General features: G+C 58.8%; 16 protein-coding genes. 5 read left to right on the top strand and 11 right to left on the bottom strand.

What is annotated here, in order from left to right:
• From ACN2XU_RS23610 to ACN2XU_RS23640, 7 genes are all read right to left on the bottom strand, one after another.
• Positions 1-268: recombinase family protein (locus tag ACN2XU_RS23610; RefSeq protein WP_419412809.1), on the bottom strand; the 268-nt coding region annotated here is incomplete at its 3' end.
• 119 nt (positions 269-387) lie between these two features.
• A complete protein-coding gene (locus ACN2XU_RS23615; RefSeq protein WP_139210116.1) occupies positions 388-735 on the bottom strand; it encodes a TniQ family protein in 348 nt (115 codons plus the stop codon).
• The gene (locus ACN2XU_RS23620) at positions 732-1628 is read right to left on the bottom strand and encodes a TniB family NTP-binding protein (protein WP_091846272.1); all 897 of its coding nucleotides are present in this window, start codon (positions 1626-1628) and stop codon (positions 732-734) included. The genes ACN2XU_RS23615 and ACN2XU_RS23620 overlap by 4 nt, the downstream gene beginning before the upstream one ends.
• 5 nt (positions 1629-1633) lie before the next feature.
• Positions 1634-3295 (bottom strand): TnsB C-terminal domain-containing protein, encoded by a 1662-nt coding sequence (locus tag ACN2XU_RS23625; RefSeq protein ID WP_078543004.1) that lies wholly within the window; start codon positions 3293-3295, stop codon positions 1634-1636.
• A 136-nt stretch (positions 3296-3431) separates the two neighbouring features.
• Positions 3432-4121, bottom strand: coding sequence for a hypothetical protein (locus tag ACN2XU_RS23630; RefSeq protein ID WP_419412810.1), 690 nt, complete (start codon positions 4119-4121; stop codon positions 3432-3434).
• A 414-nt stretch (positions 4122-4535) separates the two neighbouring features.
• Positions 4536-5702, bottom strand: coding sequence for a hypothetical protein (locus tag ACN2XU_RS23635; RefSeq protein ID WP_419412811.1), 1167 nt, complete (start codon positions 5700-5702; stop codon positions 4536-4538).
• A gap of 134 nt (positions 5703-5836) precedes the next feature.
• A complete protein-coding gene (locus ACN2XU_RS23640; RefSeq protein ID WP_419412812.1) occupies positions 5837-6001 on the bottom strand; it encodes a hypothetical protein in 165 nt (54 codons plus the stop codon).
• A gap of 119 nt (positions 6002-6120) precedes the next feature.
• On the opposite strand from ACN2XU_RS23640, the gene ACN2XU_RS23645 reads away from it, so the two are divergent.
• Positions 6121-7017: a hypothetical protein gene (locus ACN2XU_RS23645; protein ID WP_419412813.1), complete on the top strand. Its 897-nt coding sequence runs from the start codon at positions 6121-6123 to the stop codon at positions 7015-7017.
• Positions 7018-7221: 204 nt separating this feature from the next.
• Here ACN2XU_RS23645 and ACN2XU_RS23650 read toward each other — a convergent pair whose 3' ends face one another.
• From ACN2XU_RS23650 to mobQ, 4 genes are all read right to left on the bottom strand, one after another.
• Entirely contained in the window at positions 7222-8106 is an 885-nt protein-coding gene (locus ACN2XU_RS23650; RefSeq protein ID WP_419412814.1) for an ArdC family protein, read from the bottom strand.
• Positions 8107-8458: 352 nt separating this feature from the next.
• On the bottom strand, positions 8459-9226 hold the full coding sequence (locus ACN2XU_RS23655) for a hypothetical protein (protein WP_419412815.1): 768 nt from the start codon (positions 9224-9226) through the stop codon (positions 8459-8461).
• Between the two features lie 39 nt (positions 9227-9265).
• Entirely contained in the window at positions 9266-9547 is a 282-nt protein-coding gene (locus ACN2XU_RS23660) for a hypothetical protein (RefSeq protein ID WP_238373372.1), read from the bottom strand.
• 35 nt (positions 9548-9582) lie between these two features.
• Positions 9583-10869 (bottom strand): MobQ family relaxase, encoded by a 1287-nt coding sequence (mobQ, locus tag ACN2XU_RS23665; protein ID WP_419412816.1) that lies wholly within the window; start codon positions 10867-10869, stop codon positions 9583-9585.
• Between the two features lie 629 nt (positions 10870-11498).
• Between mobQ and ACN2XU_RS23670 the strand changes: the two genes are divergently transcribed.
• The 4 genes from ACN2XU_RS23670 to ACN2XU_RS23685 form a co-directional block, all read left to right on the top strand.
• Positions 11499-11777: a mobilization protein gene (locus ACN2XU_RS23670; protein ID WP_419412817.1), complete on the top strand. Its 279-nt coding sequence runs from the start codon at positions 11499-11501 to the stop codon at positions 11775-11777.
• Positions 11778-11785: 8 nt separating this feature from the next.
• Entirely contained in the window at positions 11786-13447 is a 1662-nt protein-coding gene (locus ACN2XU_RS23675; protein WP_419412818.1) for a type IV secretory system conjugative DNA transfer family protein, read from the top strand.
• A 17-nt stretch (positions 13448-13464) separates the two neighbouring features.
• Entirely contained in the window at positions 13465-14016 is a 552-nt protein-coding gene (locus ACN2XU_RS23680) for a hypothetical protein (RefSeq protein WP_419412819.1), read from the top strand.
• A gap of 225 nt (positions 14017-14241) precedes the next feature.
• The coding region (locus ACN2XU_RS23685) for a replication initiator protein A (RefSeq protein ID WP_419412820.1) at positions 14242-15117 on the top strand (876 nt) is incomplete at its 3' end.

A 15117-nucleotide genomic window follows, 5' to 3' on the forward strand; every position in this document is an offset into this window, starting at 1 on the left:
GCAACGACGCGCCCTTCGCATCCAACTCATGCACCAGATTCAGAACGTCTCGGGTTGACCGCCCAAGGCGGTCGAGGCGATGCACGACCAGCTCGTCACCTGCACGCAAAAACTCCAGGACGGTTGCCAGTTCGGTGCGACCGTCACGGGATGCTCCAGAGCCGGTTTCGGCGCGGACAATTTCACAGCCTGCCGCCTTCAGTTTGGCTTTCTGGATTTCGAGATCCTGACTTGTTGAGCTGACGCGGGCGTAACCGATCTTGGGCATGTAGAAATGTCACTTTAGGGTGGCTATATTCCTGATACTGTCACAATGCCTGTTGCGCCACTCATTTGTGACATTTTCTGCTGTCACATTCATGCGTCCCTCACGGGTGTGCCCAAATGTTACGATTTTGGCGGGAAAGCCCACTCATATCTTTGTCGGCCCTCGGGCGTGGCTATCCATGCTTCGAGTTCCGCGTATAGGCGTGCGACATTGCGGCGACGGCGCGCCTCGAAACCGCGCAATTCATCGATTGGAATACCAAGCCCGACAGCGAGGCGCTCCAAGACATCCTCTGTGGGTTGCGTGAAGGAGCGGGCCTCTTCATCCGCATGCGCAATCTTGAGAGCATGATAGCAGAAGCTTTCGAAGGTGACGCCATAGAGACGGGCTAGGCTTTGCACATATTGCCGTAAAGTCTCGATCTCCTTGGGGGGCGGGTGCAGCGGCCATGCGGGTTCCCCCGTCATGCCCGAAGTTCCCGTTCCATCATCTGCCGCCGGTAGGAGGGTGCCTGGAAAGGGCAGCCCAGCAGGTCTTCTCTCTCGATGCGTTCCCGTCCTTCCGTCAGGGCATGCGCTGCTGCGCTCGAAAGAAGCTGGTGCATTTCTCCGATCAGGCCCTCCGAGCGCTCCACAATCACCTTGCGCAACGCAGGCAGACCGAGACCGGACCGCCCGCGCAGGGGGATCACTGTCTCGAAGCTGGCCAGCAGCCGCCCGGTCTCGGCATCGTCACCCCACATCGATAGCAAAAAGGGCTGGAAGCGGTTTTCGAGTTGGTCGTCCAACCGGAGAGCCAGCCATGCATCCTTGGTCCCAAGCGCGACAATCGGGATACGCAGCTCGTTGCCCAGATACCGGATGAGCCCCAAAATTTCGCGCTGCCGCGATGATGGGCCGCAAAGCAGGTTGTGCAACTCGTCAATGACGAGCAGCCGCACCCCGCATGCCCGCATGAGATTCAGTGTCAGTGCATTGCGCCGGTCGGTCTTTCGGATGTTCCCGAGAGGTGATCCCAATGCGTCAAGCAACTGTGCGTAGAAACGGGGCGCGGTCACGTCCGGCATCATCTGGACCGACAGGACCGGAAAGATATGTCGGTCCCTTTCTTCCGAACTTCTTCGGGGGTGCTGGCGCTGGAATTTCTCGGCGATGGTCGATTTGCCGTTGTTGCTCGGCCCGACAACCAGCATGTTCTGCGGTCGAACACGGCCGGGTTGCGTCGCCAACAGCATGTCCATGCGTTTCAGGGCATCCTGCGCGCGGGAATAGCCGATCCAGCGGTCGGTTGCGAAACAATCGAGCCGTTCGATAGCAGGCTTTTCCGCGATGCGTCGGGCTTCGGGTCGAAGATGGTCCATCTGCCCTACCACTCTTCAATGTCGGTGAATGGTTGCGGTGGAGCGTCCGGTTGATCTTGCGCGAGCTCGCCCAGGCCGAGAGCCTCCGGTTGCTTCGCCAAAGGAGATTGTCGATCCAGCACCGGTCGCGACCGACGGCGGCGGGCACCCTTGGAGAGCCGGGCCGCGTTGCGCTCGATCTCCTGCATTTCCGCGAAGGCGGTGAAAATGCTGTCCTCGTCCACGGTCGCCGCATTGCGTTCTTGGGCACGTCGTCGCGCTGCCCGATGTTCCCAGAGCGTGATCGACGGTCGGGAGAGTGTGCGATACGGCACTTCGAGCCAGGAACCGTCGAAAGGGTCGAGAACATAAACACGCGAAAGGTCTCGTGGGTCGCGGCGCAGGATCAGATGTCCCTCCGTCCGGACGTCGCGCGAGACGATCCACGGTTTCAGGGCGTTCGAGAAATAGCGAATATGATCTACGGTGAATCCGTCGCGTTGCAACGTTCTACGCAGAACCGGAAGGAAGTCGATCAGATAGCTGCGCATGTCACGCGGGATAGCGATGCTGCCGCCAGATCGGCTCAAGGATACGAGACCTTCCTTCAGCCGGGCAAGAGGTGTGGCCCCGTCCAACCCACGATGCCCGGACAGGTGATAATCCTTGCAAATCGCAACCGTCAGCCAGCGTTCCAGTTCTTCAAGGGTCAGGCAGGCCTGTCTTTCGCTGTCGTATGCGCCGCGCTGCGCCGTGTTGGAAAATGTCGTGCCCGGCAACTTGTGAATGCGCCGCATGAGGGTGCCGATCACACGCTCTACAATGCCACCGAACTGAGGTTGCCCCGGCGGTCGCCATTCGATCTCGATATTATGTTGCGCGCACCCGCGCTCGAAAGCCTGCGAGTGGAACTCGCCGGCATTGTCTACGCCGATCTTCTTTGGCTTTCCCGCAATCGGCCACTCCACATCCGTAACGCCGCGCGCTGTCATCCAGGTTTTCTTATCGTCAGCGACGTGGGCGAGGCACAGGCCGACGCTCGCGGCGGAAGGGGGATCAAGGCTAAGATGGAAGCCCGCGATCATCCGGCTCATCACGTCAATCGCAACCGTCAGATATGGCCGCCCGATTGGCAGACGCTCGAACGGATCGACCAAAATGACATCGACCGGCGTGTGATCGATTTGCACGACGTCGAGCGGGTATTTCGGGATCGGGGTCGCGCCGAGGATCGGCTTTGTGTCCGGATCATCTTCGCGAAGCCGTGACGCGACACCCTTGTCGATCAGGTTAACCCGTCGCCTGATCGTGGCTTCGCTAGGAGACGAAATCCCCGCCTTGCGGCACTCGACCTGAACCGCCCTCACGATTTCCGAGGGGCGCGCCTTCTGCCGTTTGAGATAGTGGCCTTCGATGACATGACCGATGATCGCTTCCCGATCCCCCGCGATCCGCGTCTTGCGCGGAGCACCGCGGCCATCGCGCGGCAAGAGCGCGGTGACCGCGCCGTTTTCTTCACGGAGCCGGCGGATCAGCCTGTAGGCCCAACGTTCGGAAATTTTCAGATCAATCGCTGCAGCGCGGACAAGATGCGCTGGTGCTTCATGGAGCGCGGCAAGTGGTCGAAGCAAGGCCGCCCGTTCCTCGGCCTTCTGCCACACGCCTTTCGGAACGGATTCCAGGTCCATGACCGATCCTGCCTCCTGCAACGCGCTGAACCGGTGTCTGACGGTTTTGCAACGCACCGAACTGTTTGGCGATCAGTATTGAAGTCTTTTGTGACAAGCGCGTGTCAATGAAAACAATGGCCAGTGCTGAACCTATTTATGAAAAACGACAACCGTTGGGATAGCGCTCGCAATGTAATTGCAAGACCAAGCCCACAAAACCGTACTGTCGCTTTTGCGCTTCAATGTTCTCGGGAGAACACTGCCTGCGGCGTGAAGCCTCTCTCTGCATCTCTCTTTCAATAGTCGTAGCTATTCGAACCTGCTCACGCACCAGTTCAGGCACTTCCCGGTCCCGACCGCTGCCTTCCAGCCGCGTCTCCAAGAGGACAAAGTCATCCCCTGAAACACGGTATATTCTTAGCTGACAGCCCTCAGATGAGCAAAAAGGCATAGTTCCGTCTTGCCAATCACAATGGGCCAGACCGAGCCTAACATGGACCTCGTTGTTCCGTGGAGAGATGAACATACCTGGTACAGAGCGAACAATTGAACCGATGCTACACTTTGACCTAATGTTGAGCAATTCCTGCTCGATAAGAGCTGGCGGAACCGTTTGTGGCCCTTCCCCAAATGTATCAGCTACGGCAAACACAAACATAGCAGCAAGCGTACCCGATGTGTCAGCCGCTGCGACGACAGATTTTCCAATGGGTTCGGCAAATTGCTTTCCTAGCGGGACGCGAGAAGCTGCCGTTTCAACCATACCACCAGCAACTTCCTTCAAGGCAGAGTCTAGGAAGTTGATTAGCACCTCAGTGGCATTTTCAGGGTTTGTTTCTCCCATGAGGAGATCCGTCCCTTCAGTCACTACAGTGCTCACTGTGCTGTTGCGTCCCCCAGCAATGGCATAGGCTGACAGCGCAGTTTCCGCTAGAAACGCAACGCCTGTTGAGTCCACGTCATAGTAGTCCCGTGCTCGACGCATGAAATTCGCATATATTGCGTCAAACGTAGCGGGGCGCGTGAGCTGAACCGCGATCTCCGGTGTGATTATCACAGGCTTGGGAGGTGGCAGAGGTGGTACTGATGGTTTACGTGCTGGGATCGCAAGTTGCTGCCCCGTCGGCATGTAGAAGCAGGTATCGCTTCCAAGCGTTTCCTCACAGGCCGTCTGCGAATAAGCCACGCCTGGAAACAACATCGGAAGCACACAGATCAGGAGCGCTAAGGATTTTGGGGACTTCATCTTGGCAGGACCTCAAAGCTCCGGGCCTTCTCCACCGCCTCTCAGCGCAGATAGGACCGTGTTAATCTGATCATACTCTTGCTTCGACCAGTTCTCCCAAAACTCTTGCCAAGTTTCATCAACCGATCCGACAGTAATGGTTCCAGTTTGGAGAAGGCCAGTCGCCCGATCACTGCGCAGGCCTACATGCACACCGCCCATGCAGTATGGAGAGAACGAGAAAGAATCCCCATTCAGATTTCGAGTGCTCAGGTTAGCCATTGTGGGACTCAGCGCCTGAAGTGTCCCTTCTCCGCAATCCGATGCTCTCTCGGCTATGCTTCCTTGGCGTGAGTACAGTATGCTCCCGCCATAATCGCCAACAACGGCCCCATATTTTTGCTGTACTGACCGTTGGAAGGCAGAAATTGTCAGTCCGGCAGATGGCCCAGGTATCAAGCCACGGCGAATAGTAACCGCTCGATGATCCTGTTCCATCCAAGGCTTCGTGGAGCTGAAGACAATCGAAATCTCATCTCGCGGCGAACCAGCGTATTGTTCACCCTCTGGAACCACCTCACCTTTAGTCCAGCGATCCATGGCAATAACATAGTTTGGGCCTCGGAAAGCATCATCAATGCTTTCGAGCACGGAGTATCCCCTGTCTTCAAGGATTTCGCTGATCTCTTGTCTAAGCATTCCTGGCTTCAGCCCAATGATGTCTATCGGGGCGGACAAATCGACACGATCCTGATCCCGCAGCGGACGAAGCCCTGCTGACAATTCAATTTCGGGAATTCCTATTAGGCCGCCAATTCTCGAATCAAAAGTTACTTTCAGAATATCGTCTGACACTCGGTTAAGTGTCATGGGAAACTTTGGAAGACACTCGTTTGATTGGAAACTTGCGGCTTCATTCAGATACATCTCACTAGCGTCTTCACCATCTACAGCAAAAACATACTCGCAATTGTATACTGCCCGAAGACCTTGCCAGTTACGAGCTTCTACTTCGAGCTTTCCAATAAGATCAACTGCCGTAATGGCAAACTGGATATTGCCTCCGTTGGAGCTTCTGAAGCCCCCACTCCAAAAACCTTCTTCCGGAGTAACCTGAGCGCTCTCATTTGCAAAACTGGCAATCGGCACAGAAGCAAAAATAAGTGCCGCAATAACACTACTAAATCTGAAAACTGGCATGCAGGAGGCCTCTCTTTCTGTTAGCTAGCTTTGATCTGATCGAAGCAGCCCATGGGTACTACCGCAAGCGTTTTCTCCAGCTCGCAGAAGGGTTGCCCCACTATCAGTGGGACAACCCTTGAAGTAACATGTCATCACTTCTTCGGCTTGTAGGCCTCTGCCATCTTCTTCTGCCGGTCGGCTTCCGCCTGAGCACGACCCTGATTGTGATCGTGAATCTGCTGCTGAGTGGCATTGCTCGGCAACTGATGGCCATGATAGCCACCTTTCCAGGTTGGGTTGTTGGTCTGCCAAGACATGGCTGTCTCCTTCTGATCTGGTTTCAATGCACGATTCCTAACCCGAGTTGGATGAAAGGTCGTTGCGACCAGCAAGGCGATGTGTTCACTTCGCTGAACAAATTCTGAACGGTCCTGCCATGAAAGTCGACGAAGCAACTCTGGTTTACACTGGCACCAAAGCTCAGCGCGAGGAGCTGGCGGATGCCGTTCGCCTCATTCGCGACAGTCCAGGGATGTCCTACCGAACGGCATGTGATGCCTGCATAGAATGGTGGCTGGCAGTCGGACCTGACACCAGCGCAGACAGCTTCAGTATCTCGGTCGGAACGCTTTCGAAGATGGCCAATGAGGGCCACATACCATCGTGGGAGAAAGCGCGAGTCCTCTACGCATTCTTCTCATTCGGATGGGACAAAGGGCCATTGATCACAACGCGGGGCTTAGGCGGTGTTCCACGCAACTCGGGGGAGCGCTTCGCTGACAGTCTCCTAAGGCATTTCAACGAGATCGAATTCAGGCCGTATCAAAGTCTTGCTGGCTTAGTCGGTGAAAATTGGGAAGCGTATCGACCGTCTTGGCGAACAGGCGGAGATGGTCATGTAATTCGGAGCCATGTCGAAATCAGACGCAAGGGGAACGCTTACTGGCTCCGCGAGCACCAGAAATTTGAATTTCGCGGATACACTGTTGATGAAGTCGATGAAGGGGTAATTTTTCCGTTTGCTCAGTCCATCGCTTGTCTGTCCAAAGACCTCAGAAATGTTTGCATGAAGTGCTACTCATTTACGATGAGAGAACCGGAACCGGGTCCACATACTTCAACCGAGATCATGTCCGGGTCGGTTATGGCGATCTCAAATCAAGGCCCGCATTGGTCTGGTCCGATTTTTCTCAGGAGAGTACAAGGACCAAGAGGCCCGCTTGCCCATGTACATATATCCACACTTGAGAACGATCCAAATCTTGCCGACGTTCTGGATGATCTGAGAGCACGCGAGTTGAAAGGCCATTTGCCTCCCAAACGAAATAAGTGACCTGAGATCGAGGACTTCCATTTCCCTGACCGCCGGTGCCACCGCCCCTAGGGGCGTCCGCGCGAAGCGCCGGGCCTGTCGGCGGGTGGCCTTCTGGTTGCCCGCCGACAGGTCATCCTGAAACCGCCGCCACCTAGATCACGCCAGAACGCAAAAGCCCCCGCCTGCTGACGGGGGCCTCGTTCATCGCGGCGATGCGGGTAGTTACTCGGCGGCCATCCGGTCAGCCTGCGCGGTGCGTTCCATGATGTAATCCACGGCCTTCTGCGCCTCGGACGCGGCACGGAAAATCGCACGGCTGTCTTCCTTCATCGCCTCCAGCCATCCTTCGACATAGGCCGCGCTCTGATCGAATTCAGGCTCCACCCCGATCTGCGCGCAGAGCATGCAGTTTCCGATTTCCGCGACCAGCTCCTCGAAGGCGTAGGCCTTGCGGTCGTTGAACCTGCCCAAACGGTCCAGCCGCTTTGTCGCGCCTGTCCAGTGGATTGTCTCATGGGCCAAGGTGCCAAAATACCCAGCCGCCCGATAGAACGTGCCAATCGGCGGCATGTGGATGCGGTCGGTCTTGATGTCGTAATAGGCGCGCGGCTCCTCGGTCACGTCGATCTGCGCGCCTGTCGCAGCAAAGAACGCCTGCAGTTCGGGGTCAGCCACGGTGCCGAGATCGCGCGGCGGATCGGGCAGGATGTAGAATTCAGCGGGCAAGCCCTCGATCTGGTCGGCATTGAACACGCGGTAGGCCTTGGCATAGGGGATCTGGCGCTCCTCGCCGTTCTCGTCCTCGCGCTCGACAGTGCCGTATTTCACGACCGTGGCGGATTTCTCGCCCTTGCGAACATGGCCCCCAAGCTGCTTGGCCTGATTGAATGTCATCCAGCGGGCTGAGCTGTAATCTTTCGCCATCGCGGTTGCCCAAAGCATCAGGATATTGATGCCCCGATAAGCTTCGCCGTTGAACCGTTCCGGCAGGCTGACCCCTACCCCGCCGCCAGTCCAAGGCTTGCGCCAGGGCGGCGTTCCCGCCTCGATCTGCGCGATGATCTGATTGGTGACATGGGTGTAAACGTCAAACTTCTCCTTGGTCATTTGTGACCCTCCTTCGCGTGACGCGGGCCGGGTCCCTTCCCCTTTCCGCCGATGGGCGGGCCTTCCTGTTCTGATCTTTGGAATGCCCATGCATTCCGAAGGGCAGAGCAGGTAAGGGCAAAGCCCGTCCTGCGGCCTGGCGGGGCCGTGACAACCGGGTGGAGGGCGTGAATTTGGGAGGGAACCGCGCGCCTCGCGCGTGGGAGGAACCGGAATTCTCGACCGGAACCGACGCCAAAGGCGGCGCTTGCCGGTTTTCTCGGACCTGCCGGGATGGCAGGCGGATCAAAAGGAGCTTGAAACTGTCAGGGGTGGGGTGAGCGGGCGTCAGCCCGTCGATCCCCGGCCCTGTCTATCGTTCCCAGCGTGTCTCGGTAGCGAGATACTCCCATATGACAGTCTTCACTGTCACGGCATCGGACCAATCAATAGAATATCGGTAACGCCCGGCTTCGACAGAAATCCAGCCACCAACCATGGCTTCTTCGTCAAACAGACGGACGGTCATACGACTGCCAACCTCTGGCCAGACGGCAAGGTTCGCGCCGGTCTTAACAGCCTCGAAGGCGTCACGTTGATCAGAACTCAGGTTCTCCAAGGGAATGAATGCGACATGATCAGGTGCCTCAAGCAGCGGTTCGCCGTTCTCGTGATAAGCGTGACCGCGCGCGTTTTTGACGACGACCCGTCGAATCTTTTCGATGTCGGGATAGAGAGTGAACGGCTTCAAGTCCTCGAGCAGCAGAAGCTGTCCGTCAGGTGTTCTCTTGAGAGAACGGACGACATGACGATTGCTCCGTAAGACGGTTGCGGCTTCGGGATGCTTCTTCGGATCAGGATAAAGGCTGCCAGCCATGACCGCATGAAGCACACAGAGAAGGTAATTCTCGTCGGGTGAGAAACTGGAATTGCATCGACGACAGACGACAACCTGTGGCAAGTAATCCAATTCATCACCCACGCCGCGATCATAGTCGGCACCCCGCTTCCTAAGCGTCTTTGTCAGAAGCGATTTGGTCGGAACATGGTCGAGATTGCTCTCAATATTGGCGATCTCAGCTCCACAATGGACGCACCAAGCCTTCAGCCGATCATCGGTGAAGTCTTCAATTTCTCGCATCCAGAAAATCCTTCTCTAGTGGCGCACACCTGGCTTGGCTCATAACGCCTGAGCGTCCCGATCCGGCATGTCGTCAAACAGGATCACGCGCCCGTCGCCGTCGTCCGGATCGTTGACCAGGACAAACGGCACATCCGCCCCGTCTTTCTCATACAGACAGCGGTACTTCATCTGGCCGTCGAGCGGATCGCGCACCTGGTCGTAGCGGTAGCTGTGCGGAATGCCCTTCTCGATCCAGCCTTCAACACCTGCGGGCGTCACAAGCGATAGCGGCTTTCCGTCCAGCAAGATCGTCTTGCCCACGTTGAATACTTCATACATCCGATCAATCTCCTCTGTCGTGTCATCGGGTTACGTCACAGGCTGTGACCTTCGCCACGATCCCTGTCTCGCGTGTTTTCGTTCTCGTCGTCGCCGCGCTCCTGTTCGCGCTCGTCCTCGATCTCCAGCCGCTCGCGCGGCTTGTTCAGCACGTCCTTCAGGCGCTCGTTGACGGACGGTTTGTAGGCCTCGCGCCCTGTGTTCTCACCCATGTCAGACTCGCTGTGACCGTCCAGCTTGTGAACAGCCGCCTGGCCGTCGCGCCCTGCGTCCTTCTCCATGATTTCCTTCAGCCGCTCCCGCGCATAATTGCGGCCTTCCGGTTTCGGCGTGTCGTCCTGGTCCTGTGACTGGCCTGCGATCCGCGCCAGCCGCTCCCGGAAATCCTCCGGGTTTCGGTCGCGATCTTTCGCGGTTGCAGCCCTGAGTGCTGCCAGACCGGCAGAGACGCGGCCCTGCCCGGCCTCGCGCTCAATGCCGTAGGTCTCGCGCGCGATGTCCAGCCGTTCGCGCATTTCGCGGAAGGCGGCGCGGGCCTGGCGGGCTGCATGGACGACAGCGCCGCGTTCGGTGACCGGGACGTATTCCCGGCCCTGGCGCTCGGCCATCCACTTCGCCCGCCGTTCCATGGAATTAGCCGCCGGTCCCAACTTCAGCTCGGGGTCGCGGTCCAGTTCCTCGGCAGAGAGCTGATCGCCTCGCTCCAGCGCAGCTTCCCGCTGCGCTTCGAGCGACCGGTGATCGACGCGCTCGACCTCCCCTGCCCGCTCCAAAGCGCGGTTCTGCAACTCGGCCCAGAGGCCGCGCATTTGCTCGATCTCGACACCGCCGGTCTTGGCGGAATCGAGAACGCGCGTCTTGGTCGTAAAGCCATCGGCTTCGAGCTTGCGGGTGGAGGTCAGGACGTGGGCGTGATGGTTCCGCTGGTCGCCCTCGCGGTGCGGGGCGTGGATTGCCACATCGACAGCCACGCCGTAGCGGCTGACCAGCTCCTGGGCGAAGTCGCGGGTGATCTGGGACCGGTCCTCGGCGCTGATCTCGGACGGCAGGGCCAGTTCCCATTCGCGGGCAGTGACGGAGTTGCGGCGGGTCTCGCTGGCCTCGACCTCGTTCCAGAGGCGGGACCGATCCGTGGCCCAGTCCGGCGCGTCTTTCGGTGCCAGGATGAAGGTCTCCTCGATGCCCTGCTTGCGGGTGTAATCGTGGACACGACCTTCGCGCTGGCATTCGATGCGCTCCCCGACACGGTAGGCCGCTGCCGCTGTGGCAGAGCGCCCGGCACTGCGTTTGATCGTCTTCACGGAGAGGTGGTAGCTGGCCATGCTCGCTACCCTCGCCTCTGACGCGCGCCGCTGCTGACCCTGGCACATGCCCCAACATGGGCAACCGGGTCAGCCGTCTTTTCCCCGATGGATCGCGCCCTGCCCCGCCGCGGAACGAGTGGAAAAGACAGCCCGCCCGAAGCGAGCCACCGGCTCCCTGAGGCGCGGGCTTGCCAGTGATCTGCCCCCAGATCCCCAGCCTCATGGGGGGCGGGATATGGGGACAGACCACTGGCGGTTTGCCGGAGGCAAACCCGGTATCGCGAAGGGGCATCAGCACCTGGGCGCGATACCTCCCGCAAGGGAGACGCCAGCGGCAGACCGGCCCCCACCGTGGGGCATCGGGCGAGACGCTGGCGCGACATTGCGGGACGCGATCCAACTGCCGAAGTTGGCCCTGGAGAGTTTGAGAGGCCGGGAGGGCCTTTCATTCCGGCGCGCATCGCGTCGGACGGAGTTCGCCATCGGCTGAGGCCCTGCCTCAAGGAGATCGCACGCAAAGCTCGGAACCGCAGGTGGAGAGTTTGCATAAGTGCGCCCTTGTCCTTTACAGGTCTACGGGTAAGCGCTATCGCTGGTTGTGGCAAGCCTAACCTTTACACCTGCCCTCTTTGAAGTGGATTCCCGAATTGGCCGAGACTGAGCTTGAACGCGCCGAGAAACGCTATGCCCAGGCCAAGGCCCGCCTGCAGGCTCTGAAGAACCGGGAAGCCACTAGACAGCGCAAGCTGGATACACGGCGCAAGGTGATCCTGGGCGGGGCACTCATGGACCTGGCGGAACGGGACTCCAGTGCCGCCGCCATGCTCGACCGGCTGATCCGCAACCTGTCCCGTGAACAGGACCGGAAGGCCTTTGCGGAGTGGGATGCTCCCTCCCCTACCCCTGCTGATGATGGCGCGTCCTGATGCGGAGCATGATGCTCGTCTTCGGGGGGCTGTTCCGCTTCTTCGGTCGGTTGATCTTCACACCCATCCTTCTGGGCTGGATGATCGGCGCGGTCCTGTTTGGGGCGATGCTTGGAACGCTTGTGGCCACGCCGTTCATCTTTGCCTTCTTCGATCAGCCGCCCGGTGAAAGCGCCTGGCAATGGCTGGTCTTTGGTCCCTTCATGCTCATAGGCGCTGTCTTCGGGTTTCAGTACTGGCGCATGGCCTCCGGGGCTGATGCCTATTTCAGGCTGACCGGCGACAGCCACGGCTCGGCGCGGTTTGCGAACCGCAAGGAGCTGAAGAAGCTGGAGCGAGGCAAAGGGCACGAAGATCGCGGTCTTCTGATCGGGCGCAATCCGCACACCGGGCGGTTGCTGCACTATGACGGCCCGGCCCACCTGATCACCCTCGCCCCGACACGGGCCGGGAAAGGTGTGGGCACCGTCATCCCCAACCTGCTGGCGGCGGAACGCTCCGTCCTGGTCATCGACCCCAAAGGCGAGAATGCCCGGATCGCCGGAGAAGCCCGGCGGCGGTTCGGGACGGTCCACGTCCTCGATCCGTTTGAGGTCAGCGGCCACCCCTCCGCCGCCTACAACCCGCTCGACCGGCTGACGCCGGACAGCCTCGATCTGGGCGAGGATGCCGCCTCCCTGACTGAGGCTCTGGTCATGGACCCGCCGGGACAGGTGACGGAAGCGCACTGGAACGAGGAGGCCAAGGCCATCCTCGGCGGGCTGATCATGTTCTGCGTCTGCCATGAGGAGCGCGACCGCCGGTCTCTGGCCACCGTCCGGGAATATCTCACCCTGCCCCCGGAAAAGCTCCGCGCCTTGCTGGAGCTGATGCAGGACTGCGACGAGGCAGGCGGGCTGATCGCCCGCGCGGCCAATCGCTTCCTCGGCAAGGCAGATCGGGAAGCCGCCTCGGTTCTCTCGAACGCGCAGCGCCATACACACTTCCTGGACTCGCCCCGGATCGCGAAGTGTCTGGCGCGCTCAGACTTCGCTTTCTCCGATCTGCGCCACCGGATCACCTCTGTCTTCCTTGTGCTGCCACCCAACAGGATGGACGCCTACAGTCGCTGGCTGCGCCTTCTGGTCTCTCAGGCCCTTCAGGACATCGCACGGGACGCTGAGCGGCCTCAGGGCGCGTCAGAGGGCCGTTCTGAGCGCCTCAAGGCCCCCACCCTCTTCCTCCTCGATGAATTCGCCGCCCTGGGCCGTCTGGAGGCCGTAGAGCGCGCCATGGGGCTGATGGCGGGCTACGGGCTTCAGCTCTGGCCGATCCTGCAGGATATGAGCCAGCTCAAGGACCTCTACGGCGAACGCGCGGGCACCTTCATCGCCAATGCCGGGGTGCAACAGGTCTTCGGGGTGAACGACTTCGAGACAGCCAAGTGGCTGAGCCAGATGATCGGACAGGAAACCGCCGGGTTTCAGACGGACAGCTTCAAGCCCGGCGATGGTCCCAGTTTCTCGAACAACCTCACGGGCCGCGATCTGCTGACCCCCGATGAAATCATGCAGCTCCCGCCGGATCGTCAGCTCCTGCGCGTCCAGGGGCAGGCCACTGCCGTCGCGCAAAAGCTGCGTTACTACACCGATCCTGAATTTGCCGGGCTGTTCACGCCAGACGCCCGATAACCTGAAAGCATTCCACCATGTCCGACACACCCGCCTCCCCTGCCCTGCTCTCAGATGACGATCTGCGCGAGACGCTCGATCTTCTCGCCACAGCGGTCGCCAGCATCTCGGATCGGGTGGATGATCAGACGCGGGTGCTCGACCGCGTGAACAAGACAGCGACGGAAGCCCGCTCTGCCGCCTTTGCTGCTCAAAAGCAAACCGACCCGGAACACTACGGTGAGATTGTCGGCGCGACCATCGACGGCAGGATCGGCGATACCCTCACCCGCGTTGGCCAGATGGCCGGTGATCTGCTGCGGGCATCCAACCATACCCAGGAAGTTCTCAAGAAAGCCGAGGATGCCAGGTCAGACACCATGCGCCAGCTTTGGGAACGTGAACAGAAGCTGGATCGCTTCAAAAGCCGTCTTCCATGGTTTGGTTTGGGTGCTGTCGTTCTGGCTCTTATCCTGACGGTGACGCTTCCTCGTTTCTTAGCCAGCAACGCTTCCATGTGCGCTGTCCTTGGAGCGTCCTGGACGACGACAACCACAGGTGTTGATGCCTGCGTGTTCTATCAGCGGTAAGCGATGAAGTGCTGACGGCGATCAGCTCTGCCTGAGATACTGGGTGTTATATATGTGTTAGAATCTGTGTTACGGGTCTGGAAGTTTTACGTAGATGCTTGAAAAGAAATCGATTTTCTATCTGACCGGTAACTGATAACACGAATCTTGGTAACTGAAATCCTGCTTTTGGTAACTGATAACACGAATCTTGACTGCGGTAACTAAAACCACGAATGTCGACTCATGGTAACTGATAACACGAATACCCTTGCCCCGCTCCTGCCGGATCGCCATCCGCAGCATGATTTGTTCATCTGTGATGTGGCTGACGCTGTCCTGAAGGACGTGATGCAACACATGGAGCATCCGTTTTATTCCCTCTCAAAGAAGCCTGAGACGACGATCAAGCGCTATGAGAATGGCGACAAGTGGTTGCAGATTACGCCGAGCGTCAAGGGTCTGGCGACGATCTACGACAAAGACATTCTGATCTACTGCATCAGTCAGATTATGGCGAAGCTGAAGAAGGGCGAAGCCGTTTCGCCCCGTGTCCGGATCAACTCCAGAGAGCTGCTGATCTTCACCAACCGGGGTACAAGTGGCCGGGAGTACCAGTCCCTCCTCGATGCTCTTGATCGCCTCGAAGGGACGCGGATCAGGACAAACATTGTCACTGGCGATGAAGAGCAAGTCGATGGCTTTGGGCTGATCGACGCTTCCTCGATCCGCCGAAAGCATGGTTTGGACGGGCGTCTCTTGTGGTGCGAAGTGAAGCTGTCAGACTGGGTTTTCAACGCAATCCGGAACGAAGAGGTACTGACTCTCCACCGGGACTACTTCCGCCTGCGCAAGCCCATTGAAAGACGGGTGTACGAGATCGCCCGGAAGCATTGCGGGCAGCAGAAAACCTGGCGCATCACATTGGCTAAGTTGCTGCTTAAGACTGGGTCGCAAAGCCCCCAGAAGCGCTTTCGGCAGATGATCCGTCAGCTCGCAGAGCATGACCATTTGCCGGATTACCACGTAACCTTTGAGGATGAACCCGACATGGTGGTGTTCACCAATCGCGGCACGATGTCTCCCGCCCAGCTTGTTGAAGGCAGTATTCCACCGCTGCAG

It is taken from the genome of Pacificoceanicola niger, from assembly GCF_048553275.1.
In the GTDB taxonomy this organism is placed as follows: Bacteria; Pseudomonadota; Alphaproteobacteria; order Rhodobacterales; family Rhodobacteraceae; genus Pacificoceanicola.